Raw genomic sequence first — 24,082 nt, 5'->3', positions numbered from 1 at the left:
AATAATAATAGGCTATTTTTAGCAAAAATTACGCAATAGTAACAATTAGTTTATATTCATTTCTTATGAAGATTTTAATTTTTAATGTCAATTAGGCATACTTAATACAGCATCATCTACTGGCTAATTATAATAGCCTTAAAAGCTAATCTTAAACATCACTTCAATAAATAGCGTATAATACTCAGTCCAAATCTATACATTGAGAAATGTAAACCCACCGACTCAAGGATATCGTTATGAAAGATGAAAAACTGCAAAAAGCACTCGCCCGCATGGGACTGGGCTCACGTCGTCAGATGGAAGAAGTCATTAAGGCAGGTCGTGTGACCGTTAATAATGGACCCGCAACCATCGGCGACCGCGTCGAACAAGGCGATGAGATCCGTGTTGACGGTCGTCAGATCAAATATACGGCTGAAAATGAAAAGCGTCGTCGCGTTTTAGCTTATTACAAACCTGAAGGTGAAGTTTGCTCGGCTAATGATCCAGAAGGTCGTCCAACGGTTTTTGAACGTTTGCCAAAACTGACTCATGATCGCTGGGTTATGGTTGGGCGCTTGGATATTAACTCGACTGGTTTGTTATTATTTACCAATGATGGCGAAATGGCGCATCGCTTAATGCACCCATCTAGTGAAGTCACCCGTGAGTATGCCGTACGTGTACTTGGTGAAGTAACCCCAGACATCGCGCGTACTCTAACCGCTGGCGTCATGCTAGAAGATGGCATGGCACAGTTTGAAGATATCAAAGAAGGCGGCGGTGAAGGCGTCAATAAATGGTATCACGTCAGACTAAAAGAAGGTCGAAATCGCGAAGTGCGCCGATTGTTTGAGTCACAAGGTCTTAAAGTGAGCCGTCTATTACGTACGCGTTACGGGTCGATTGCGCTACCAAAAGAATTGCGTACCGGTCGCTTCTTAGAGCTCGATAAAAAAGACATCAATACCTTAACCGATTTGGTGAGCTTACGACCACGTCACGGTACGGGATTGCACGGTGCAGCTAAAGAAAAGCAAGAACGTATCAAAAGCAAGCCGCTTAAAGCACGCCGTGTTGACAGTCGTAGCGATAACCGTCCTAGCAGTGCAAAACCTAAAAGCAGTGGCAGTCCTGCCAGTCGCGGTTCACGTAATACCCGCGATCGTAACAACAAGCGTTAATCAGTCACGGATTAATCCTAGCTGATAAAAAAGCGGTCAATGATTGATTCATTGACCGCTTTTTTATGCGTTTTTATGCGTTTTTTAAAAATATCACTAACTTGAGGCTTAGTCGTCATGACTATGAATATAATTTTTCATCACGCGCAATTCTTGTAGATGTTGCTCTTCCATTCGCTCTAATAACCCATCTAAGCGCTGCTCAATGCTGTCCAATACCTCTTGTAATAGCCTACTCGCCTCAGTCTGCTTCTGTCCATTTTTAGTATGATTGCTTACATTGATATTTGCTAAATGATAATGACTGACCAACATTTCGGGCAAGCGGGTATGCAGCATTTTGTGTAAAACAAATTGTTGCTCGTTAATAGCTGAAGTTACATTTTGCGCTTCTAACTCGTTTTGGTAGTTGTGATAGTTTGCTACCTTTTTATCAATGTGCTGTAATTGGCGCAGTTGCTTATCTGATAAGACTTCTAGATGTTTTTTATTTAAATTTAACTGTTGCCAATTGAGAGAAGTTAACAACATGGGCGCATTACTATCTTGATAGGTCAGTACGCCTGGAGTAATGCCAACCATTTTATGGAATGCGTGCCAGCCCTTTCTACCCAAATAAAAGACGCTGACAGTAGCAACCACACCAACGCCTATTAATATACTCATGTTACTTTACTCTTCTTTCGACTTATTTCAGCATAAACACTTAGACTTGGAATATTATTAACATCTCTCATTTATAGCTTAATATTTTTTACATCAGTTTCTTTATTAGCTGGATTTTCAATTGCTTGGACTTCAACAGCGCTATTATCAATTTGTTGTAGTCTAGAATTGCTGGTTGGGCTATTAAAACGCTGCTGCAAATATCTATTGGTCGCCAGTAGCTTTTGTCCATCTTGATGATAGGACGCATTCAGCAAGTCATCAAACTGGGTATTAATCGTCCTAAGCACTTCTAATAGCGCCTCTTTACCAGTGACACCAGAGTGCTTAATTTTCGTGGTATCAGCAAGTGCGCCATTCCCGACATCTAAATCATGCAAGCGGCGATAATCCGCTACCGCTAGTGGCACATGCCTATCCATTAGATTTTGAATCATGACATAGGTTTCGTTGACGGTATCTTTATCGTCAATTTTGCCATCGTTATTGGTATCGCCATAAATAACCCGCAGCTTCTCGCCCTTATCATTGATTTGATCCAGCGCTGTTTTGACCTCAACTGGCAAGCTTTTTTCAGGTATATAACCCAATTGCGGCATCGCTTTATACTCAAGCATTTTGGGCGCCGTGACTTTTTTGATACCACGGTACCCAAGGTACAACCCAGCTGCTGGCAGCACGCCATATAAAATAAACATCACGAACATTGCAGTCAGTTGGGTCATTTGGGTATCCTTGTTGTTTAGTAGAAATACTTAGCAATAATATTTGGCAGACGCGGTTGGCAAATTTATTGTTATTTTCGATAATACTTAATCATTATTATTAAACAAAAAAATAAGGCTGTATTAAAGCCTTATATTGTTATGTATTGCGCCGATTGTGTTTATAGTTATTTTCAAACAAAACAGAAACATGAAATTTTTACGCGACACTGGAATAAACTTTTCTAGCTTGCTGTGCCTGCGCCGACAGAGGCTGCGAAAAATTCATTTCAGTGTCTCTGTATCGTCTTTATACTGAACTCACAATGACAACAATAACGACTTTTAAATAATCCTCGTTAAATTCAAGTTAACTTTGCGTACGGCTTTTGACATAACGATGGGTGGACGCAAGACGATTCATCACCGTTTGATGCAATTCTTCTAATAACTCGTCAAGCTCGTAATCAATGTCTAAAAACAAATCCGTGAGCATATCGCCGGCGGTCATTTTTCCTTGCACGACATTGTTTTTCGTGCGGTGCGGGCTAAAACGTTGCAGCTGCTCATAATGATGTAGTGCTTCTGGAATACTTTCAGACACCAGCTTATCAATGACAAACTGGCGCTCATTATGTTGCTGCTGTTGCTCGGCATTGAGCTCACTACTCCACTCACGGTAGCGTTTCAGCTTACTATTAATCCGGTCTAATATAGCGACCGCTTCAATCGGCATGGCATTTAGGGTGGCTGCATCGACCACATCAACAAGCTCAGTCATAATCGGACAGCGTCCATGTTTAAGATACCATAAGGTATCTGGGTCAAAAGGAGGTCTATTGGTCGGGCGCATTTGGGCACGATTGGCTAAATAGCGATCGGTCAATGGCGTCGGCGTGCGGATATCATTTACCTGTGCTAAGGCATCACAAATACGCTCGCTACGCTGCGGCTCGCTAAGCGTATAATTGGAAGCTGAAGTATCCATGCTTTCTTGGTTATCGCTACTATCGCCTTGCTTATTTGCATTATTAGAAACTTCTTTAGCGGCAGCTTGCTGAGCATTTTTGGCAGCGATGGTTGGCAGGTCATCTTGGGCTTGCCCAAACGACTGTAGCATTCTTGTCAGACTTATGACCATGACCTACCCTGCTCCTCGCTTATTCTTTATTCATTGCTGACTGATATTGCTGAATAATACTGATAACGTCGTAGCATCTATTGCAGCAAACACATTGCATTCGACCATTTTATCCCTTATCTTAACAGCTTTTTCGGACGCTGCCAGTAAGCAAACGTCACCGTTTTGGTCTTTAAAGGATAAGCCCATTATCATGAATTTCACCGATTATAGCGCGGGTTTTTTGCTTGGTTTATCCTTGATTATCGCCATTGGCTCACAAAACGCCTTTGTCCTCAAACAAGGGTTAAAACGCGAGCACATATTTTTCGTCTGCTTATTTTGCGCAGTCAGTGACGCGATTTTAATTTCTGCTGGGGTAGCAGGCTTTGGCGCGGTCACGGCGCAATATCCACAAGTAGTGAACATCGCTAAAATTGCTGGCGTTATCTTCTTATTAGGCTATGGACTGCAAAGCTTATATGCCAGCGTACGCCTATCGCATGCACTCACCGTCGATGGTCAAGTGGTCACCAGTTTAAAAAAAGCCCTGCTATTATGCTTTGGCTTTACTTGGCTCAACCCGCACGTCTATCTAGATACATTGGTGCTGGTCGGCATGGTTTCAACCGGTGCCAGTAGTAAATTGGCTTTTGCAGTCGGTGCGCTCAGTGCGTCGTTCTTTTTCTTTTTTGCCTTGGGCTATGGCGCGCGCTTGCTCAGACCTTTATTTGCCAAACCAAAAGCTTGGAATATATTGGACGCTTTGGTAGGGTTTTTAATGCTGTATTTAGCTTGGCATTTATACCAAAGCTAACCATGTATTCAGTGCATTTAACGCTAAAAACGAAAAAACCAAATACGCTATGAAACGTATTTGGTTTTTTATTTATCAAAGCAAGCATTTATGCTACTTTTTTACGCTTTTTAGGTTTAACAAAGGTTAAGTTTAAAAAGTGCTCAAGTGAATCATCAAGAATGTCTAACCATGGCTCTGGTAATTTAGGTGCCATGGTCCCCGTTAAAGTAGAACGATAGGCCTTTTCTCGAAAGGTCATGATGTTCTCGGCTTTATCTTTTTGCCATTCTTTTAAAATCTCGCCCTGTTTTTCAACGGCAAATTCTGGATAATCGGTAGCATTGGTCAAATCGCGAATATAAGCGGCTTGAAAGTCGATTGAATCACTGACCGTCACGCATTTGGCATACGTTGCGAGCCATTTTTGCTCGTCTGCTTCACGCGCTGCCAAATCGGGCAATTCGATATCACCCATAATCACATCACGTGCATACCATGCTTGCGCATCAAACATATTAAAGGTGAAATACTGGTCTTGCATGCCCAAATAAATCAGCTTTGGATTTGGCTGCCAAAAGATACCTTTGTACAAGTTGGCTGGATACAAGCAGTTGTGCGTCTGCAAACGTAGCTCATCTGGCATAAACGGGAAATGAAATAAATAACCGGTGCACATGATAATAGCGTCAAACTTTTGGCTCGTACCATCGGCAAAGTGCGCGACATCGTCTTCAAAATGCGTCACCAATGGCACTTCTTTAATACCTTCTGGCCACTCATAACCAAGCGGTTGACTACGATAGCTGATGGTCACAGATTTGGTGCCATATTTGTAGCACTGGGTACCAATATCTTCGGCAGAATAGCTACTACCTACTAATAAGATATCTTCATCTTTAAATTCTAAGGCATCGCGGAAATCATGCGCGTGCAAGATACGACCTGGAAAGGCTTCTAAACCTTCAAAATACGGCATATTTGGCGTTGAGAAATGACCCGTTGCTACCACCACGTAATCAAACTCTTCGACTTCTTGCTCATCGGTTTTATGATTCATTACCGTCACAGTGAATTTTTGCGTTTCATCATCAAACGACACCCAGCGTACGGGGCATTCAAATCGAATATATTTTTGGATATCTTGTTTATCGATACGCCCCATGATGTAATCTTTTAGGACTTCACGCGGCGGATAAGATGGAATGGCTTCACCAAAATGCTCATCAAACGAATAATCGGCAAATTCTAAGCATTCTTTGGGGCCATTTGACCATAAATAGCGGTACATACTGCCGTGCACGGGTTCGCCGTTTCTATCTAAACCAGTACGCCAACTGTAATTCCACATACCGCCGATAGCGTTTTGCTTTTCATAACATACGATTTCAGGTAAATCCTTTACCCCGGCTAAACGAGCCGCTTCAAAGGCACGTAACTGTGCCAAACCACTTGGACCTGCACCTAAAATTGCCATTCTTTTCTTACTCAAAACTGACTCCTATAATATTGTTGTGCTCCTATCATAACATATTTGTATGGATAACGGTTTTAATGCAGACTTTTGGTGATTAATTGAAATTGGTACAAGCATTAGCAAGATATAAAAAGGTGTTACTAAACAACCTTTTAGGATAGGTCTTAGTATTTTTCAGCAACTAGGCAGTTTTGTCTGCTTTAGGAAGTTTTAGCCTTTGGCCCAATAATAAAAAGACCATGTTTTTTTACACGGTCTAAAAGGATACAGTTATATTTTAAAAGAGAAGAGCGTAAAAAAGACAGGTAAGAACCACTAGAGAAGTAAGTGGCAGAAAAGCAAGGTGACAATTACACTAAGTCAGGAAATAAGGTACGTAGGCCGTTAACGATAATCTCGATAGAAACTGCTGCGAGCAACATACCCATAATACGACTCATGATATTAAGTCCAGTATCGCCCAATAAACGACTGATACGACCGGCAGCCATTAGCGCCACATAACAAAATAAGCTGATAAATAAACCAGCAATCAAAATCGCAGAGACTTGCAAAATACCGGTGACCTGTGATGAATAGATAATCACCGTCGAGATACCGCCAGGTCCAATCATCATGGGAATGGCAATCGGAACTACGGCAGCAGCCATCGTTGGCGGCGCACCTTGCAAATGGTCAACATCAAAGTTTTCTTGATCGGGCTTAACCGGGTTACCTTCGCCATTCATCATATTTAGGGCGATTAAAAATACCAAGATACCACCTGCCAACTGGAACGAACCAATCGAGATACCAAGCAATTTAAGTAACGTCTCGCCTGCTAAGGTAAAAAAGCTGATGGTGATAAAAATCGTCAAACAAGCGATGCGCGCCACTTTACGGCGATTATTTAGCGAATAGCCGTGAGTTGAATCCAAAAACAACGTCAAGGCGCCAAAGGGATTAATCAGTACCATAAAGGCTAAGATTATCTTGATAATTTCAGTATCCACTGAGCGCTCGCTTATCTATTGGTCAAATCGGACAAAAGATAAGATCGCTATGCACAAGTACAGGCAAAGACGACCTTATAATCGGTAGCAGCGGCATTGTAGCATAGCCAGATAAGCCTATTAAATCATTAACTTCGCTTAATGTCTCGTCCTTACCAATTCAATAGCATATCCGTACAAATCTGCCGTTCCAAAAATCTTACTCAAACCTAGCCAATATTGACTATTAGATAGGTTTGACGTTTTCTTTCTGCTTCATTGTCACGCGCTATTTCTCATTTGAGATTTAGACTGACCACGACTCCACAGACTTTTTTAATTGGCGATGGAACTCACCGTCCAATAAACAGGATTATGCAGCTGTTAAAATAACAGTCGCGTTATTTAAAATATTGATGCTGGCGTTGAGGTCACGGTCATGAGAAACCTGACAGTTAGGGCACAACCACTCACGCATTTTCAATGTTAGCTCATCTTTACCAAGGATATGATTGCAGTTTGAACAGGTTTTTGAGCTTGGGTAGAAGGGTCCGACTGATTTCACAACCTTGCCTTGCTCAGTGGCTTTGTAGATAAGCTGTCGCTTAAACTCAAAGAAACCCAAGTCACTGATAGCTCTTGATAGCCGCCTGTTCTTAACCATACCTTTGACATTCAAATCCTCAATCGCAATCACATCGAACTCATTAACCAGACTTGTTGTGATTTGATGGAGAGAATCTTGCCTAATACACCTGATCTTATAGTGCAAACGAGAGAGCTTGGTTTTCGCTTTATCTCTGTTTTTACTGCCTTTTTTAGTGCGACTGAGCGCTTTGTTTAGCGTTCTTAGTTTTTTAAGGTTTGCTTGAAGTGGTTTTGGCGCTTTAATTTTAGTGCCGTCTGATAAAACCAGTAAGTCGGTAATACCAAGATCAACACCAACGCTTTTACCTGTCTTTTTAGTAGGAATTACAGCTTTTTGTATTTCAACAGCCACACTAACAAACCACTTACCGCCACGTTTAGAGATGGTGGCTGACATGATCTTGCCGTCAAAACGTAAAGCTTCTTTTAAGCGAACCCAGCCCAAGTTTGGGATACGAATGGATTTACCTTTAATGGCAAATTGGTCGTTGGATAAACTGAATCTATCGTCACGGCCTTTTTTACGAGCGGTTGGGTATTTCGCTAAGCCTTTAAAGAAGTTGTTATAAGCATCACCCAACTGCATGATTGCCGCCTGCGGAGCGCATTTGGTCACTTCCAGCATATAGGGGAATAATTCACGCTTAATGGCGTTCAATTCGCGTCTGAGCTTCGCCTGTGAGGGCTTGTTTAGATTTTTAGTATCAACCTCAACGCCTGCGGCCAAACACGCATCACGGTACGCTTTGTCAAGCGCATACTGCCGCTGCCACTCATGCAAAGCCCAGTTGTAGGCTTTTCTCGCCACGCCACAAGCACGAGCAAGGTGATTTGCCTGTACGTTGTTTGGCTTGAGTTCGATAATGTGTCCACGGATCATAATGCTTTTTTAACCGCCTCTATTAATTGTTGGTTTTTCTTGCTGCTAGAGCCGTATAGCCTCGCTGAAAATACGGTGATAATCTCCAATACATCTTGGGCTAATTCTTGCTCAAAACTCAACTCTTCACCTTGATTGATTATTACCACTTCAACGTCACGAGCCTCACACAACATGAAAACCAGTTCTGCACCAAATCGTAAAAGCCTGTCTTTATGGGTAATTACCAGCCGTTCAACTTTATTGCTCAGTATGTCATCAAGCAGGTTTTTTAAGCCTTTCTTTTTATAATTCATTCCACTACCAAGATCGGTAATCGTCTCAAAAGTCCAGCCTTGCCTGGCACAATAAAGTTCCAAAACTTGAGACTGGCGAAGTAAGTCGTCTTTTTGATCACGACTCGACACACGAGCATAAGCAATGGTTTTTCGGTCTAATTTAGGTGGTGTATTCAAGGAATGCGGTCTGATTTCACTTAAATCATATCGCCTATGCCCGTTTTCGGTTCGCTTGGCGACTAACGTACCATCCTCATCCCAACGTCTTAATGTGGATTGAGCAACCCCGAAATGTTTGGCAGCCTCCCCAATACTAACCAGTTTCCCCATAACTTGCTCTCTATATTATAGATATAATCTATCTATTATAGTAATAAATAGGTAGGTTTCTATATATTTTATTTAACTGTTTCAACCCTTTTAATAACTTATCTAACCGAGATTTATGCCATAAAATTAATCAAAAGCTTTAGCATCGATGTAGACCGACCGTTAATCTTAAGCGCTAAAATCGAGGCCAATATCTAATGCTGTCGTACTGTGGGTTAAATAACCCATCGCGATAAAATCAACGCCTGTTTTTGCGACTGCTTGCACGGTTTCAGGGGTTATACCGCCTGAAGCTTCGGTTTTGGCGCGACCCTTACACATGACGACGGCTTCTGATAATACGTCAGGTGCCATATTATCTAACAGTACCAAATTCACGCCGGCATCTAAGGCTTGCTCTAACTGCTCTAACGTATCGACTTCAACTTCTATCGGAATCAGGTGGCCGGCAAAGTCTTGCGCTTGCTGAATGGCAGTTTTGATGTCACCGGCGATAGCAATATGGTTGTCTTTGATTAAAATTGCATCATCCAATCCCAAGCGATGATTGCGCCCGCCGCCGCAGCGTACGGCGTATTTTTGCACAATGCGCAAACCAGGTATGGTTTTACGTGTACAAGTGATTTGCGCCGGATAGTCGGCAACGCTATCGACAATTTTTTTGGTGTCTGTCGCAATCCCACTTAGATGGGTCATAAAGTTAAGCGCAGTACGCTCTGCGGTTAATAAATTTCGCGCGTTACCACGGACAGTCGCTAGTATCGTACCCGCCTCAACCGTTGCACAGTCATTGACTTTGGCAATAAACTCGATTTGCTCGTCAATCAAAGCAAAAGACAAACGCGCCAAATCCATCCCACATATCACGCCCGCTTGCCGCGCCTTAATCTGTAGTTGCGCTCGCATATCAGCAGGAATAGTCGCTTGTGATGTCACATCACCGCGCCTGCCCAAATCTTCCGTTAACGCCGCTTTCACCAAAGGTTTAAGCAATACTTCAGCCAATGCTGGCTCTTGTTTAACTGTCATGTTTGACCCTTATTTTTGCCTGATATTTATATGCGTTCGATACATTTAAGAAAATATCTTCAATTAAACTCAAAATGAGCATAAATATAGCGCAAAGTGCAAAGCCTCGCAAGAAAAGGGTGCAAATTAATAAAATGAACCAATATGATTTCGCTTTGATATGAGTATTTAATGTCAGTATAGGAAGGCTTATGCAGTTGATACTATTTACGTTTAGGCAACTTACTATCCATGAGTAGGCTTTGTAGCTCAATATCATGGCGGAAGCGATAAAGCTTGGCAGGTCGACCGCGCTGAGCGCTACTACTCTGCCCTGTCTCCATGACAAGTTTTTGTGAATCTAGCAAACGACGGAAGTTTTGTTTATGTAAAGGTACGCCTGATAACGCTTCAACGCTTTGTTGCAGCTGCGATAAGGTAAACACGTCCGGCATCAAACCAAAGATAAGCGGTCGATATTCAATCTTGGCACGCAGTCTTGAGATAGCGGTGGCAATCACGCGGCGATGGTCGTAATACATCGGTACGCCTATTAACTGCAACCAATTTGTAGGCAACTTCATTTGGTAACTTGGCGGATAAGTCGGTGCTTCAGGGATTAACCCTGCTTCATAAAGCATCTCATAACGCAGCAACACATGCTCGGCAACCCATTCTCTATTCTCATAAGCTTTATCAACATTTAATGCCTTGTCCGTATCTTTGAGATTATCAACCCTCAAAGCTTCCTCACTGATTCCCCAGCATAAACCAATACGCTGACGGCGGCGCTGCTGCACGATCGTTTCTGCTGCGCTGTCTGCCCAGCTTAATAACGCCGGCACAATATGATTCATAATCATACTCGGCATGCCGTCCAAGTGATTTTCCCATGGGAAATACTCGTACCAATCGCGCCACAATGCTTGGCTTGGCAGCTCTTGCATTTGCGCTTCTTGCACCAACCCTAAGTAGCTGACATAGACAAGCGCATGACCATCGACGTTGCGCCGATTGGTATCAACAAAGGTATATAACTGCTCTAAATAACCAAGCGGCTGCTGCGTTTGCTCCTCGACCCATTGACGTACGCCCGCTTGCAAGGAGCGATGTAATGGCATCAATGGCCCGTTAGGCAAGAGCTTGCCTTGGTCAACCGTTAAAACGCGCGCGGTGTGCTCAGTAATCGCTACTAGCACGGCGACCACTTCTGTGGTGCCGCTACCTTGTTGATGCGAATGCGAATAAGACAACGTCATGGCTTTAAAGGTTTCCTTTATGTTTAAACGTGAAATGAGCGTTTTCAAGATGAAGTGTTTATAACCATGCTTAGTATAGCGTGAATCGAAAACTATCATAGCCTGCCGTTGTAAATAGACGATATCGGAAGCAATAAAAAAGACAGCGAGCAAGGTAAGTTTTGACGAATTACGTATCATTTTAGAAGCAGTTTATAAAAAATACTTGTAATTATGCTCAAAATGAGCATAATTATTAAAACTTGTTATTTAACCATATTTAACTGACTCACTTTTAGCGGCTACTGACTCACTTTTAGCGGCTATTGGTTTGCCGTTATCGCAGCAAAGGTTTGCACTTATGAAAACTTATCCATACGACGCGCCCATCATGAGCACTGATAATCGCATTGCGACTCAGATGAATATCGAATACGCCAAAGCGAAAATCCCAGCGGATTTGCCACGTGCGGAACGACTTGCGGTTGAAGAGAATATTAAGCAGCTATTAAAAGAGCATAATGCGGTATTGGTTGCGCATTACTATGTTGATCCTTTTATCCAAGATTTGGCCTTGGCAACCGGCGGCTGCGTTGGTGATTCGCTAGAGATGGCGCGCTTTGGACAAGCGCACAGTGCGCAAACCTTGGTCGTCGCTGGTGTGCGCTTTATGGGTGAATCAGCAAAGATACTGAGTATGGAGAAGACGGTACTGATGCCAGATTTGGAGGCTGAATGCTCACTTGATTTGGGCTGCCCTGCTGATGAATTCTCTGCCTTTTGTGATGCCCATCCTGAGCGTACAGTGGTGGTTTATGCCAATACTAGCGCTGCTGTGAAAGCCCGTGCTGATTGGGTCGTAACTTCTTCGGTTGGCATCGATATCGTCCGACATTTGCATGCGAATGGTGAAAAAATTATTTGGGGTCCTGACCGTCACTTGGGTAAATACATCGCGCAAGAGACTGGCGCCGATATGTTGCTTTGGCAAGGGTCTTGCTTGGTCCATAACGAGTTTAAAGCCACTGAGCTGCTGCAATTAAAAGAGGAGCACCCAAACGCCAAAGTATTGGTGCATCCTGAATCGCCTGATAGCGTCGTGGCACTGGCTGATGTGGTCGGCTCGACGAGTAAGCTGTTGCAATCAACGTATGAGATGGATGCTGAGACCTTTATCGTCGCTACCGACTTAGGCATCTTGCACGAGATGCAAAAGCGCTCGCCACATAAGCGTTTCTTAGCGGCGCCAACGGCTGGTGAAAGCGCCAGTTGTAAAAGCTGTGCTTTTTGTCCTTGGATGGCAATGAATGGCCTGCAAGGTATTGAACAGTGCTTAACCAATCGTAGCGGCGAAGTGCTCATGACGCCTGAGCTGGCAGCAGCAGCTAGAAAACCTTTACAACGCATGCTTGATTTTGCCGAAGCGCAAAAACAACGTGTGGCCGCGAGCGGTGATATCGTCAAAGACCGCGAATTGTTTGCCAATGTGGGAGCGGCATAATATGAGCGAGGCATGGTTAGCGGATAAGGTGAATACTCATAATTCTACGGATACTATCCAGACAGATGTACTTATCATTGGCGCTGGCCTTGCAGGTTTAAGTACTGCTCTTGCCTTACCAACGTCTCTAAATATTACGGTACTCAGCAAAGCGGCACTGGATGTTTGCTCAAGCCATTATGCCCAAGGTGGCATTGCAGCCAGTCTAGATAAGAATGACCGTGTCGCTGACCATATCGCTGATACGCTCATTGCAGGCGCAGGTTTATGCGAAGCTGATAATACCAGCAGTATTTTAAGCGCTGGACAGCAAGCGGTGCAATGGCTGTGCGAGCAAGGTGTACCCTTTACCCTGATTCCTAAGCAGGAGAGACAGCAGCATGATAATGCAAATCCTTTAGCAGCATTACAGACCAGTAATTTGCATTTAACCAAAGAAGGCGGTCATGGCTGTCGGCGGGTCGCCCACGCTGATGATGCAACTGGTCGCCACGTGATGGAGGCTTTAACAGTCAAGGTAAAAGCGGCAAGCAACATTACTGTGCTACCGTTTCATGAAGCGTTGAGACTTTTAACAAATAGCGCCAATCCAAATAATCAGTGCCAAGGTGCGCTTGTTTTTGATCATATACATCAACGTAAACTTACCTTTTATAGTCGCGCGGTTGTCTTAGCCAGTGGTGGCTTGGGGCAATTATTTAAGCGTGCCAGCGCGCCGAACGTCTGTGTCGGCGATGGTGTTATGATGGCATGGCAAGCGGGTTGCCGTTTGGCAAATCTAGAGTTTATCCAATTTCATCCAACTGGTTTGGCATTTGGCGATAGTAGCTTTTTGATATCTGAAGCACTACGCGGCGAAGGTGGACGATTATATTGCCCGCAAACTGGTAAGCGTTTTATGCTTGATATTGATGCGCGCGCAGAACTAGCTCCAAGAGATATTGTTGCGCGTTCCATCGCTGAGCAAATCAACGATAACGGTCTAGGCTACGTCAATCTTGATGTCAGTCATTTGCCAGCGGAGTTTTTGCGCGAGCATTTTCCGCAGATTTATAAAACCCTATTCGAACTCGGTATTGATATTACAAAACACACTATCCCCGTTGCGCCGACCGCTCATTATAGTTGTGGTGGTGTGGTCACAGATGCCAATGGCGTAACCGATGTGGTAGGACTTTATGCGGCGGGTGAAGTCGCTTATACAGGTCTGCATGGAGCAAACCGCTTAGCAAGTAACTCATTGTTGGAATGTGTGGTGGTTGGGCGCAATATCGCTGCTGATTTACCGCGTTATTTAGCAGCAATAGGAACGCTAGAAACAACTTTACCTGATTCTGATTTAAATGAATCAATCTATGATACGTGGACAGCGCCAACGCTTAAAAATAGTCAGCGCATTACTTTGCCATCGTCTGTTGAATATGAAAGTAACTGTAATAAAAATGACAATCACAACATCCACGTCAATATAAATGCTGATATCACTGGAATAACCGCAGGATTAAAAGCTTTGATGACGTCTCATATGGGCATTACCCGGGATGCTAAACAATTAGAACAAGCACTTTTGCAAATACAGCAATGGCAACAGCAGCTTAACGGCTATGACTCTAATCAGTTAGATATCGATAATAAAGATAACCCTACTATTCTAAATGAGCTGCCCTACTTTCAGTTAGCCAGACAGTTGCAATTAGCGACCTTAGTTATCGAGTCCGCTTATCAACGACTTGAGAGCCGCGGTGGCCATTACCGAAAAGACTATCCCAACTTAACGAGCACACCTCGGACCAGTGTGATTGAACCATTATCAAAGTTGAAAGAGGGTGGTATCGATTGGTTGGTTCAGCCTATAATCGATGATACAGAGGCTGAATCGGTATATACAGTTGCTAACGCCTAACAGCAATTAAGCGTTGCCACTTCAGCCATAAAAAAAACGGTGGGTTACCGTTCTCTATCGACCTCAAAGTGCTAAAAACATGGCTTCTGACTTACGGTTTGTGATGGTTCTAATGATAGTCGTGAGTTCGGTTTGGGCTATGCTTGCCCTACCTAGCTTGCGTCAGCGCTTACCGAAAATCTACTTGATAGCACGCTCATGGTGGCTCATGTTAGCAGCGCTTTGCGCTTGTTATGTTATCGCTAAGATAACTGATAATAGTCAACACCTACACTCTCGCACATACCCCTATCAGTGGTTGCTGATCGCTTTTTTCTTGTTAATTGGTGTGCGTGGCGGCTACGAGATTAAACGATTATGGCACCTACCTAGTAAAGCTAGGCTTATTAGTAAACTTCAAGCGCGTGGCTTGCAACCAAATACTCAGCCTTTTATCAAAACCCCTTGTGATTCTAAGCGAGCCTATACACGTTTAAAATTCCTAGACTTGCTGTTTAGTTCTGTCTTTATCGCATTGATTATCAGCTTGATTGCCTTACAGCAATTAACGTGGCAGCGCGAACAATATGGCATTTTGTTTTTTGTATTATTCGCCAGCCAATTTAATGATATTGCCCAGTATTTATGCGGACGATTGCTTGGTCACAAAATCTTTAAGCGCGGTCTTGCTCCAACCATCAGCCCGAATAAAAGTATCGAAGGTGCTCTCTTTGGCAGTGTATTAGCAGCGATATTGGCCACACTATTAGGCATCTGGCTCACTTCTTTTAGCTGGTGGATTTGCTTATTGGCCGCCTATGGTTTAGCGGTAAGTGGTATCGCTGGAGATTTATTAGAATCCGCCTTTAAACGTCAGCACGGAGTAAAAGACACGGGTACTATGCTCGCTGGACATGGCGGCGTATTGGATAGAATAGATAGTCTGCTGATTGGTGTGCCATTATTTACCTTGTTTTATTGGCTGCTTGGCTAAGCTGTTATCAAGTGGTTTTATCCAATTTACTACGCAATATCCAGTTAAGCAAAGGCTTAGGTAAATGGTTTAGCGCCCGAATGATATAGCCCATAGAGCGTGGAAATATGGCCAGCTCAATATCTTTATCAATTGCCTGCATAATCTTCTCAACCGCCGTTTGTGTTTTTATTATGAATGGCTTATGGCTAGCATCACCATTATTTAAATCACGTAATGCTTGGGTATCGATATATCCCGAGGCGATGCAGTTTACTTGAATGTGATAAGGCGCAAGTGCTGCACGATAGGCGCTAGCATTGGCAATCATCGCGCGTTTGCTTTTGGCATAAAGACTGGCGTAAGGATAATCCATTGTACCGGCGATAGAAGCAATACAAATTAGGCTTAGGCTGCTGTTTTCGTTGAAATCCAACGCACAGCTTTGCCGCCTTAATTGCTCACTTGCCCATCTAAAAACCTGCTCAAACGCTTGCAGATTAATTGCTAGCATTTGATCGCTGTCCGCTTGACTCAGATGGTGAACACGCTCATTGGTATAACTACCCGCACTATAAATCACTCTTTGAAAACTGATATTTGACAAGCTCTCTAACAAACTTTGTGTTTGCACGTTATCAGTCAAATCACAGCAATAAGTAATAATGTTAGGATGCTGACTATTGGTATTATCTATCTTCTCCATACTATGACCAACCACGCTCACTTGCCAGCCAAGCGCCTGATGATGCAGCGCCAGTGCCAAACCAAGTCCACTCGTACCGCCGAAAACGATGATATGCGATGACTTATGAGCTGAAGTAGATTGTGTAAGGTCTTTCATTTGCGAACTCATAGCCCGTGCTGTTGTATATAGTCAGTGGTACGCTGATAGCCATACTGCCATTGCGCCTGCATTTGCTGCACAAAGCCATCATAGTCACTGTGAATCAGCTCAACGGTCATTTGTCTGATGTTAAAACGCTTTTGTACATGCTGCCTTGCCAACTGCTGAGCATTATCTGCAAAAGGTAACCAATGTAGTTGATTCACTCGAGGACTGGTTTCAACAGAATCAGCGCGTGGCAGCGTTTCTGTTGAATCAAAACCCTGCACCTGTGCCAAACGCTCGTTGGGGTCAAAACCAAAAACACGTTGAATGGCTGGTGCGGCAAGCCATGAATCATAACCCGCCTTGGTTTCTGCAAATACGCTATGACCCAATTGACACGCCAGCTCAATGGGTGTGAGATTAATCACTCCGCCTAAACACCAACCAAGGGCTGCGATATGCGTCGGTGGTAGGTAATACATATCTGCCATAGAAGCACGAATCGCAGGGGCAAAATCCCATTTGGTCAGCGTTCTGACAGACTGAGTTATACGTCCATTAGCAAATGTATGAGCCGGTGAATTCAGTTTTTCTGCAATGAGATCTAATACTGCCAATCGCGGCGGGGCAAATAATAATTCTTGTAGCCTAAAATCATTGTGAAAAGCATTATCAACAGTAGTCCCTTGGCTAGCTGTTGGATGCAGGCGACTGGCGATAATGGCTATCTCTGGCGCGGTAGGATTACACAAATTATTATTTTGCTTGAGAGAAAGACCAGACAACTCGTCAAGCCATTTTTCTTCCTTATCAACTCGAAACATCGCTAGCTGCTGCAATTCATCCAAAATCCGCTCATAGTTATCTACTTGCCGCAGTCTTTGTCCGTTAGCTTTTTGTTTTGTGAGTCGCCAGCGCTTGAAAGCCTGAGTCATGCAACGTATTTTTAATCGCTTACTTACTTCGTCTGGCGCGACATGTCTGATGGCAGTAATGACACGATACAACTCACGACTGCACATGAGCTCCTGCAAATCCCTGGGATCGGGCGCCAAATTAACCAAATAAGCCGATAGACTACCACCGCAGGTGCCAACAATCATATCCGGCGTCAAATCATGAGCCACCAATGCTGCATAGCTACCTAAATAATAGCCAAAACGGGAACCGCCCCCTGAAAAAAGCTGTACACGCTCATAGGGTTTGGCATGCGTATTATTCATGATTGGTTGAGGCGACTTTAATCGCTAGTGACACGGTAAAAATACCAAAGCGATCGATACGCATTGCTATTTTTTGAAAGCCAGCACTCTCAACCAACTGATCCATCTCTGCTTGTGAACGACAACGCATCACCCAATCGCTGCCACGATGATTGTTTAAGGTTTTACTGATAAATTCTTGTTCAGGATGCCAAGGCTGATTGGTATAAAGCAAATAACCACCAGATTTTAAACTATCGTAAATGCCTGCCAAAGCCGTCGTTGGTAGCATATTGTCAGAAAACAATTCAAAAACACCAGAGGCAATGGCGATATCGAACTTTGTTTCATCGGCACTGCCAGTCTCTTTCTGCTCATTAACATAACTGGCAGGGTCAAAGGCATCTTTTTGACAGGCAATCACGCGATCAGTAATTTCTAGCTGCTGCGCTTTCGACTGTAACGCTTGAATATTATGCTGCTCATAATCACGTAGCTCAGCATGCAAGTCTGCAAATTCTGTCAACAAATCAAACGCATAAAAGCCATACCCACTAGCAATATCTAGCAATCTTGGTTGGTATGACTTAGCACTATTTTGGTTCTTATTTTCAATATCTGCTAAAGCTTGACGTGTTAGCTCTAATATATGCTCACGGCGGATACGAATCCCTTGCCAACCGATATTATTGAGATAGAATTTATCGACTGCCTGACCAAATTTATTCTGACCACTCGGCTGATTGTAATAGACATGATCGAGCGAATGACCCGAATCAAAGCCATGCGCAAGCCCTGTGGCAATGGCATCGCTGACATGACCAAATTTTTGCATGGCAAATCGGGTAATGGCAAAGCTTGGGTTAAAAGGTTTAATCGCTAAGCGATCAACCTTATCCTTACTGGCACTGTTTAGATGAGCGGCGCTCAAATCCGATGCTTTAACGTCCGTACTGAATACCTGCTCAGCGAACTCGATACAATCAGCGAAGACGTCTGCTTTATTGGTTTCATGAAAGATCGCATGATAGCTGTCTGGATATAATTGCCAACGCTTAGTAGTCGTATTAATCGCGTCATAAAAATCGCGTTCAGCCTGCTTATCGACCACATAATCCTTGCCTGCGCACAATACAAACGTCGGTACGGTAATGGCACCAGCATCATCGAGCAAGCGTTGACCCGTCGCATGAGTATCAATGAGCAAGTCAGTCGAGATGCTATTGGAGATAAGCGGGTCGGCATTGTAGGCGTGCTGTGCGTCTTTATCATGGGTCAGCACTTGCGCTTTGACGTAGCTACTCACGCGTGACATCAGTCCAAGCGCGCGAGCCACCTTTAACGACGGTATGGCAAAGGGTAGATACAAACGAATCTTCAATGCAGGTGTACCCAAAATCATCCCGCGGATATTGGGCGCGTAATCATGTACCCATGCTGCCGCGAGTACCGCACCGATACTACTGGCGATGAGTAAAGTATCGTCAATGGCAATGCCAGTTTGAGCAACGACCAATTGCACAAAGTCGTTTAAATCGCGCTCTAGCTCGGTGACGCTCTCGGCATGGTCTTTGATACCGCCTGAGCGCCCATTACCGCGTGCATCCCAAGCAAATACCTGATAGCCAGCCGCAGCAAACTGCTGTCCTAACTCTTCCAATCGTCCTGAATGCTCATGACCACGATGTAACAGAATGACTTGGCGCTGTTGTGTGTGTTGCTGACTGATTTGTTTTATAGCCTCTAGAGGCATCGTCAGCCAGTAACGATAATATATTGCCGTGCCATCATAAGCGTTATAACTACTTTCACCATGAATAGTTTTGGGTGAGAACTGCTTTGATGAAGGTTGCTTTGATGAGAGTTTCTTTGATGACGTCTTTTGGGATGGGTCTTTATGATTACTATCGTTAAGCAGATTTATTTTATTTTCTGCACTATTAGAGGTCGCTGACATAATATTGGATTCCAAAAGAAAAGCATTAGTAGAAGAATGAGGTAAAGCGTTATGAGCGATGAAACCATCAATGACGCTAGGAGAAAATTCAGCATGGTTGGAAATGTTTGAATGATGACAAGTATTTAAGGCACTCAGTGTTGATTTAGGCACTGGCGGTTTACGCATTACGTATAAATTCACCATATAACGCAAGCGATTGAGGCAAGTTTTTAAGAGCATTGCTTCTGTCAGTAGGCACAGCTGCCCTATTCTTATAGGTGATAGCGATAACGGTACTTTGACACCAACCAAGATGCCAAGCACACCCAGCAAAAAAGCACGGTCACTTTTGCCTAATGGCCCATGGTTGGCTCGAGTACCTAGCGCTGTATTACTGGCTATGCCCAGTAGCTCGGTACCAATACTAAAACCAATCAAACCGACAATATGGCGCTGACTGTGAGATAGGTTTTCTGCGATATTTATCAGCCCAACGGGCGTTTCTTGATTATCAATATGCGGCAACAGACTGGCCAATAATGCTGTATCGGCAACAATATCGCCCAATTCATTAAGCACTGCACCAAGTTTGGATGCCTGCCCGTGCTCACGCGCCATCATACCATCAATAGCATTGAGCGCCATACGCACAAACAATGATGACGGCATTAACAGCCATAGCGCTTGATTTCTGGCTGCGGGCTTAGCTATCACATAGGCCGTTCCCACACTCAACAATACTGCTGAAACCGTCACTTGGTTGGCGGTAACACCTTGCCCAGCTAGAGTATCGCTTATAGGACGCAATTGATCTTGGAATTGAGACTTGAGTTGATATAGCGACATAATACGTGCCAAAACGTTTGATGCCTTCAATGTAGCAACAAAAGTTTGTCAGGTAAAGAATAACCAGCCACTTAGAGGTCATTTACTACTCAAACAACCGTCATATTTTGCGATGAATATGATGTGCTGATAGCCGTATTTACGAGCTAATATGATACAATCCCCAGCTTCTGAGAAATGCCCTCCCAAAAACGCCTTGTTTAAAAATGACGAGTCTGCCGACATGCAAAGCCTAATTACCCTTGTTTTGGTATTAATGCCGATGTTTATTGGCTTTGCCATTCCCTCTAATCCAACCCTGACCAAAATTGCAGATAAAGGCTTATCTTATTTGGTCTTTATCATCTTAGGGTTGATTGGTATTGAGCTGGCACAAGTCGAAGGACTTGGCAGCCAAATAGGTGAAATTGCGCTTTATGTCACTATCTTGTCGATACTAACGATTGGCACCGGCTTATTTGCCTTGATGCTGTTTGACCGTCTGCGTCCATGGCATGCCAAAAAACCTAGCGTCAAATCTAAAGAGCACCGTGTCAGTATTCGCGGCAGTCTAGCACAGGTATTTTGCGTGGCGATTGGTATGGTGATTGGCTATTTTTTGCCAGCCGATTATATGCCACCTGAAAACACCATGACAGCAATGCTAATGATATTAATCTTACTGGTCGGTATTGGCCTCAAAGGCTCGGGCATTACCCTAAAGGAAGTCTTACTTAATAAACGCGGCGTTGAGATGAGCGTGATCTTTACGCTCTCGGTATTGGTCGGCGGGCTTATCTTTGCGCTGATATTTAGCGATGTCTCTTGGACTAAGGGAATGGCATTGGCATCAGGGTTTGGATGGTATTCGCTATCAGCGATTATCATGACTGATGCTTATGGCGCCGTTTGGGGCAGTGTGGCGCTATTTAATGACTTGGTACGTGAGTTTTTTGCGCTATTATTTATTCCTGTTTTTATGCGTAAATATCCATCAGCAGCGGTAGGACTTGGCGGCGCGACCAGTTTAGATTTTACCTTACCGATTATTCAACAATCAGGTGGTCTAAAAGTTGTGCCACTGGCGATCAGCTTTGGCTTTATTATTAATATTGTCTCGCCAGTGCTGATGGTGCTGTTTTCGGCGTTGGGGTAGATACATTTTAGCATTTGCTAAATTCATATTAAGTGATATCATGTATATCAATATGACCGTCACCTCTGCTCTTGCAAGTGGCGGTTTTCTATATCTAGTGATTCAACTTCATAATAACTTATTTTAGAGCCATAATTTCCAGTCATCTATACTCGTTACCAAACCAAAATCTGTAATATTGACAGTATTATTAGGTACAGTAGGAAATTCCTTCAATAAAACTTTAAAACGTTTATTCCACTGAGAATTAGGACAGATAATATTTAGCATATGCTGCATAATACAAAAATAAAAAAATGGTTTATGATTTGCAAGTGCCGTCCATCTTTCATCTAATGTAATAGGAGCTGACTGTTCAAGAATGTTAGCATTCCATAATCGACTGTGGTGAGCACTAACATTACGAATAAAGTTTAGACTACGTAACCATTGCTCAAGTTGTTTTCCAGTAACCTCATACTTTTGTGCAATAGTCGCTTTATCTGAATAAGTCATGCCAGCATACAATCTAGACATGCAACCAAAATCCCAAACCTCAATTGCTACCCAAATGGGTATAACTCCCTTATAAGAATTATTATGATGCGAAATGAAAGGCTCTTTTCTTGCACGATGTAATAACTGACTATGCTTTTCCAACCAAAGTTGGTGTTCAGTCTTTCCTTTATTCCTTCCTTTCCTAATTATCTTTTTTGCAAAATTACCATCTAATTTCTCTGCTTGTTCATGAGCTTGTGGATCTTTTTTACCCAATATATGCGCAATATCCACTCGAACTGCCATCTCTATTCTCTCTAATGCATCCAATGCTAAGAGCCTCAAGTTTTTGTCAAAGACATAAAGCTCTACAATATGCTTAAAATGGGTATTTTCTACGAATAAACTCAGCCGTTTGTTTGTAGAGTTGTCATTGAACTGACGGAATGGATACCAGTAACCACTTAACCGATAATAACCGACTCTTTCAAGATAACTGAGTGCTGCTGCTTCATTGTCTATTAGCATATCTTTAGCTTTTAAACTATTAAGTTGCTGTTGGAATGACAACCAAGATTTAGTCATTTAATGTACTCTGCTTCATACTATTAATTATCAAACACGTAATCACCTAAACCCCACTCGCTTGCTTAGCAAACAGACGCATCAATGGTTTGATTTTGCTGACGCGATACATACCTTCATTACGAAGTTGTTGAATCGGACGCATCTGCGCAAGCGAGCCAGCAAACAGCCAATTAAGCGCCGAAAAGCTGTGCATCATCAAACTATTATGTGGACGACGCAGACGCTCATAGCTTCGTAAGGTTTGGTTCGTACCCCACAGCTTATTGCCACTGCGCGCATAATCATGGCTGAGTTGTTCGCTTAACACTTTTACATCAAGCATTCCCAAATTTAGCCCCTGACCTGCCAGCGGATGCACACCATGTGCGGCGTCCCCAATTAATACTAGATTATCGGCGACATAGCTTTTTGCTTGCTGCGCGGCTAACGGAAAGCTGGCGATGGATTCAATCTCGCGGATAGCACCCAGCTCATAATGACTGGCAGCAGCCAATTTATCAGCGATGTAGCGCGGCGTTTCTTCCAACAATGCCAATGCTTGATTGCGTGGCAGTGTCCATACGATCGACTGCCAGTGTTGTGGATTGATTTTATCTTCATCCGTGATATCAGCAAGCGGCAACAATGCCAATGTACCAGTCGGTAGCATGGCTTGACGGGCAGTCGCTAGGTGCGACTTGTCGGTTTGAATGGCACAGCAAATCGCGGTTTGGTTATAATCAAGCACATCTAGCTCAATGGCCGCCTGCTTACGCACAAACGAGCCGCGACCGTCAGCACCAACCAATAAACGCGCGTCAATCACCGTGCCATTATCTAGCGTCACACGGTAACCTTGCGCGCTACCAAGCCAGTCCATGTCGACAACCTTGTGCCCATCGATAACGGTTAGATATTGGCTGACATCAGCGGCAGATAAACGCTGCCACAATGCATATTCGATAACGGCCGGCTCAACCATACTACCGAGCATTTTTGTCTCAGAGTTTTGATTGCTGTTATTGCCGTCATTACCATTATTAGCATCATCACTATCGCCGAACAGTAACTCGCCGCGACCGTTTAGCTGCCAAACCTGCATTTGGGTATAATCGGCTTTACGCTCTGATGCCGCTATTTTTTGCCAAGCGCCCACGTCTTTCAGCAAACCAATACTGGCAAGGCTTAAAGCATAAACGCGCGCATCCCGCTTACCAAGCACTTGTTGCCAATTTGCCTCGCTACGTTTAGGGCGCGCATCAATAAGCGTCACTGGCATCTCAGCTTGTGCCAGTTTTAGCGCCAGGGTTGCACCGACGATACCGCCGCCGATAATGAGCGTATGGTTATTTTTCATAAAACATCCTTTGTCGCGTTATTCATGCTATCCGCTCATATTTATGTGGTTTAGCAGCAGCTGAAATGTTGGATTTTATTTGCTTAATA

20 protein-coding genes are annotated in these 24,082 nt (G+C 43.6%); 6 read left to right on the top strand and 14 right to left on the bottom strand.

From position 1 onward, the window contains the following. Positions 1-239: 239 nt before the first annotated feature. The gene (gene rluB, locus RAH45_RS03555; protein ID WP_144297250.1) at positions 240-1,166 is read left to right on the top strand and encodes a 23S rRNA pseudouridine(2605) synthase RluB; all 927 of its coding nucleotides are present in this window, start codon (positions 240-242) and stop codon (positions 1,164-1,166) included. Positions 1,167-1,274: 108 nt separating this feature from the next. On the opposite strand, the gene RAH45_RS03550 is transcribed toward rluB, so the two are convergent. From RAH45_RS03550 to RAH45_RS03540, 3 genes are all read right to left on the bottom strand, one after another. Continuing rightward, a complete protein-coding gene (locus RAH45_RS03550) occupies positions 1,275-1,832 on the bottom strand; it encodes a hypothetical protein (protein ID WP_306495511.1) in 558 nt (185 codons plus the stop codon). 71 nt (positions 1,833-1,903) lie between these two features. After that, positions 1,904-2,557 (bottom strand): hypothetical protein, encoded by a 654-nt coding sequence (locus RAH45_RS03545; RefSeq protein WP_306495510.1) that lies wholly within the window; start codon positions 2,555-2,557, stop codon positions 1,904-1,906. A 349-nt stretch (positions 2,558-2,906) separates the two neighbouring features. Beyond that, on the bottom strand, positions 2,907-3,677 hold the full coding sequence (locus RAH45_RS03540; RefSeq protein ID WP_306495509.1) for a hypothetical protein: 771 nt from the start codon (positions 3,675-3,677) through the stop codon (positions 2,907-2,909). Between the two features lie 193 nt (positions 3,678-3,870). Here RAH45_RS03540 and RAH45_RS03535 point away from each other — a divergent pair, with 193 nt between their 5' ends. Then, positions 3,871-4,473, top strand: coding sequence for a LysE/ArgO family amino acid transporter (locus RAH45_RS03535; protein WP_306495508.1), 603 nt, complete (start codon positions 3,871-3,873; stop codon positions 4,471-4,473). An 88-nt stretch (positions 4,474-4,561) separates the two neighbouring features. Here RAH45_RS03535 and RAH45_RS03530 read toward each other — a convergent pair whose 3' ends face one another. From RAH45_RS03530 to RAH45_RS03505, 6 genes are all read right to left on the bottom strand, one after another. Continuing rightward, positions 4,562-5,944: a trimethylamine monooxygenase gene (locus RAH45_RS03530; protein ID WP_306495507.1), complete on the bottom strand. Its 1,383-nt coding sequence runs from the start codon at positions 5,942-5,944 to the stop codon at positions 4,562-4,564. Between the two features lie 335 nt (positions 5,945-6,279). Next, positions 6,280-6,885 (bottom strand): MarC family protein, encoded by a 606-nt coding sequence (locus RAH45_RS03525; protein WP_068404164.1) that lies wholly within the window; start codon positions 6,883-6,885, stop codon positions 6,280-6,282. A 388-nt stretch (positions 6,886-7,273) separates the two neighbouring features. Continuing rightward, positions 7,274-8,428: an RNA-guided endonuclease InsQ/TnpB family protein gene (locus RAH45_RS03520; RefSeq protein WP_306495489.1), complete on the bottom strand. Its 1,155-nt coding sequence runs from the start codon at positions 8,426-8,428 to the stop codon at positions 7,274-7,276. Next, the gene (locus RAH45_RS03515) at positions 8,425-9,036 is read right to left on the bottom strand and encodes an IS607 family transposase (protein ID WP_306495506.1); all 612 of its coding nucleotides are present in this window, start codon (positions 9,034-9,036) and stop codon (positions 8,425-8,427) included. The genes RAH45_RS03520 and RAH45_RS03515 overlap by 4 nt, the downstream gene beginning before the upstream one ends. A gap of 168 nt (positions 9,037-9,204) precedes the next feature. Further along, entirely contained in the window at positions 9,205-10,065 is an 861-nt protein-coding gene (gene nadC / locus RAH45_RS03510; protein ID WP_068404140.1) for a carboxylating nicotinate-nucleotide diphosphorylase, read from the bottom strand. A 203-nt stretch (positions 10,066-10,268) separates the two neighbouring features. After that, on the bottom strand, positions 10,269-11,303 hold the full coding sequence (locus tag RAH45_RS03505; protein WP_306495505.1) for an NUDIX hydrolase: 1,035 nt from the start codon (positions 11,301-11,303) through the stop codon (positions 10,269-10,271). A 340-nt stretch (positions 11,304-11,643) separates the two neighbouring features. Between RAH45_RS03505 and nadA the strand changes: the two genes are divergently transcribed. The 3 genes from nadA to RAH45_RS03490 all read left to right on the top strand — a co-directional run bounded on the left by nadA (position 11,644) and on the right by RAH45_RS03490 (position 15,659). Beyond that, on the top strand, positions 11,644-12,783 hold the full coding sequence (gene nadA / locus RAH45_RS03500; protein WP_306495504.1) for a quinolinate synthase NadA: 1,140 nt from the start codon (positions 11,644-11,646) through the stop codon (positions 12,781-12,783). Between the two features lies 1 nt (position 12,784). Further along, a complete protein-coding gene (gene nadB, locus RAH45_RS03495; RefSeq protein ID WP_306495503.1) occupies positions 12,785-14,686 on the top strand; it encodes an L-aspartate oxidase in 1,902 nt (633 codons plus the stop codon). A 121-nt stretch (positions 14,687-14,807) separates the two neighbouring features. Next, positions 14,808-15,659 carry a phosphatidate cytidylyltransferase gene (locus tag RAH45_RS03490; RefSeq protein WP_193031825.1) on the top strand — a complete coding sequence of 284 codons (852 nt, stop codon included), beginning with the start codon at positions 14,808-14,810 and terminating at the stop codon, positions 15,657-15,659. A 7-nt stretch (positions 15,660-15,666) separates the two neighbouring features. Here RAH45_RS03490 and RAH45_RS03485 read toward each other — a convergent pair whose 3' ends face one another. Genes RAH45_RS03485 through RAH45_RS03475 form a run of 3 tightly spaced genes read right to left on the bottom strand, consistent with a single transcriptional unit; the run spans position 15,667 to position 20,457 of the window. Beyond that, entirely contained in the window at positions 15,667-16,482 is an 816-nt protein-coding gene (locus tag RAH45_RS03485) for an SDR family NAD(P)-dependent oxidoreductase (RefSeq protein WP_191692448.1), read from the bottom strand. A gap of 8 nt (positions 16,483-16,490) precedes the next feature. Then, positions 16,491-17,693 (bottom strand): patatin-like phospholipase family protein, encoded by a 1,203-nt coding sequence (locus RAH45_RS03480; protein ID WP_191692449.1) that lies wholly within the window; start codon positions 17,691-17,693, stop codon positions 16,491-16,493. Next, complete coding sequence (locus RAH45_RS03475) at positions 17,686-20,457, bottom strand: alpha/beta fold hydrolase (protein ID WP_191692450.1); 2,772 nt, start codon at positions 20,455-20,457, stop codon at positions 17,686-17,688. The genes RAH45_RS03480 and RAH45_RS03475 overlap by 8 nt, the downstream gene beginning before the upstream one ends. Positions 20,458-20,680: 223 nt before the next feature. Between RAH45_RS03475 and RAH45_RS03470 the strand changes: the two genes are divergently transcribed. Beyond that, positions 20,681-21,592 (top strand): LysO family transporter, encoded by a 912-nt coding sequence (locus RAH45_RS03470; RefSeq protein ID WP_306495903.1) that lies wholly within the window; start codon positions 20,681-20,683, stop codon positions 21,590-21,592. Positions 21,593-21,715: 123 nt separating this feature from the next. Here the strand turns inward: RAH45_RS03470 and RAH45_RS03465 are convergent, their stop codons facing one another. Both RAH45_RS03465 and RAH45_RS03460 read right to left on the bottom strand, forming a co-directional pair. Then, complete coding sequence (locus tag RAH45_RS03465) at positions 21,716-22,654, bottom strand: Abi family protein (protein WP_191692451.1); 939 nt, start codon at positions 22,652-22,654, stop codon at positions 21,716-21,718. A 46-nt stretch (positions 22,655-22,700) separates the two neighbouring features. Beyond that, the gene (locus tag RAH45_RS03460; RefSeq protein WP_191692452.1) at positions 22,701-23,993 is read right to left on the bottom strand and encodes an FAD-dependent oxidoreductase; all 1,293 of its coding nucleotides are present in this window, start codon (positions 23,991-23,993) and stop codon (positions 22,701-22,703) included. Positions 23,994-24,082 lie beyond the last annotated feature (89 nt).

Origin of the sequence: Psychrobacter sp. van23A (genome assembly GCF_030845275.1) — a bacterium.
Taxonomy (GTDB): domain Bacteria; phylum Pseudomonadota; class Gammaproteobacteria; order Pseudomonadales; family Moraxellaceae; genus Psychrobacter; species Psychrobacter faecalis.
This window is presented reverse-complemented; position numbering and strand designations above follow the sequence as displayed.

What these genes read in the sequence shown, in the direction of transcription:
- nadC (WP_068404140.1), bottom strand. Translation starts at nt 10,065, where the DNA reads ATGACAGTTAAACAAGAGCCAGCATTGGCTGAAGTATTGCTTAAACCT.
- nadA (WP_306495504.1), top strand. Translation starts at nt 11,644, where the DNA reads ATGAAAACTTATCCATACGACGCGCCCATCATGAGCACTGATAATCGC.
- RAH45_RS03550 (WP_306495511.1), bottom strand. Translation starts at nt 1,832, where the DNA reads ATGAGTATATTAATAGGCGTTGGTGTGGTTGCTACTGTCAGCGTCTTT.
- RAH45_RS03545 (WP_306495510.1), bottom strand. Translation starts at nt 2,557, where the DNA reads ATGACCCAACTGACTGCAATGTTCGTGATGTTTATTTTATATGGCGTG.
- RAH45_RS03460 (WP_191692452.1), bottom strand. Translation starts at nt 23,993, where the DNA reads ATGAAAAATAACCATACGCTCATTATCGGCGGCGGTATCGTCGGTGCA.
- RAH45_RS03505 (WP_306495505.1), bottom strand. Translation starts at nt 11,303, where the DNA reads ATGACGTTGTCTTATTCGCATTCGCATCAACAAGGTAGCGGCACCACA.
- rluB (WP_144297250.1), top strand. Translation starts at nt 240, where the DNA reads ATGAAAGATGAAAAACTGCAAAAAGCACTCGCCCGCATGGGACTGGGC.
- nadB (WP_306495503.1), top strand. Translation starts at nt 12,785, where the DNA reads ATGAGCGAGGCATGGTTAGCGGATAAGGTGAATACTCATAATTCTACG.
- RAH45_RS03480 (WP_191692449.1), bottom strand. Translation starts at nt 17,693, where the DNA reads ATGAATAATACGCATGCCAAACCCTATGAGCGTGTACAGCTTTTTTCA.
- RAH45_RS03520 (WP_306495489.1), bottom strand. Translation starts at nt 8,428, where the DNA reads ATGATCCGTGGACACATTATCGAACTCAAGCCAAACAACGTACAGGCA.
- RAH45_RS03535 (WP_306495508.1), top strand. Translation starts at nt 3,871, where the DNA reads ATGAATTTCACCGATTATAGCGCGGGTTTTTTGCTTGGTTTATCCTTG.
- RAH45_RS03525 (WP_068404164.1), bottom strand. Translation starts at nt 6,885, where the DNA reads ATGGTACTGATTAATCCCTTTGGCGCCTTGACGTTGTTTTTGGATTCA.
- RAH45_RS03470 (WP_306495903.1), top strand. Translation starts at nt 20,681, where the DNA reads ATGCAAAGCCTAATTACCCTTGTTTTGGTATTAATGCCGATGTTTATT.
- RAH45_RS03475 (WP_191692450.1), bottom strand. Translation starts at nt 20,457, where the DNA reads ATGTCGCTATATCAACTCAAGTCTCAATTCCAAGATCAATTGCGTCCT.
- RAH45_RS03515 (WP_306495506.1), bottom strand. Translation starts at nt 9,036, where the DNA reads ATGGGGAAACTGGTTAGTATTGGGGAGGCTGCCAAACATTTCGGGGTT.
- RAH45_RS03465 (WP_191692451.1), bottom strand. Translation starts at nt 22,654, where the DNA reads ATGACTAAATCTTGGTTGTCATTCCAACAGCAACTTAATAGTTTAAAA.
- RAH45_RS03540 (WP_306495509.1), bottom strand. Translation starts at nt 3,677, where the DNA reads ATGGTCATAAGTCTGACAAGAATGCTACAGTCGTTTGGGCAAGCCCAA.
- RAH45_RS03485 (WP_191692448.1), bottom strand. Translation starts at nt 16,482, where the DNA reads ATGAAAGACCTTACACAATCTACTTCAGCTCATAAGTCATCGCATATC.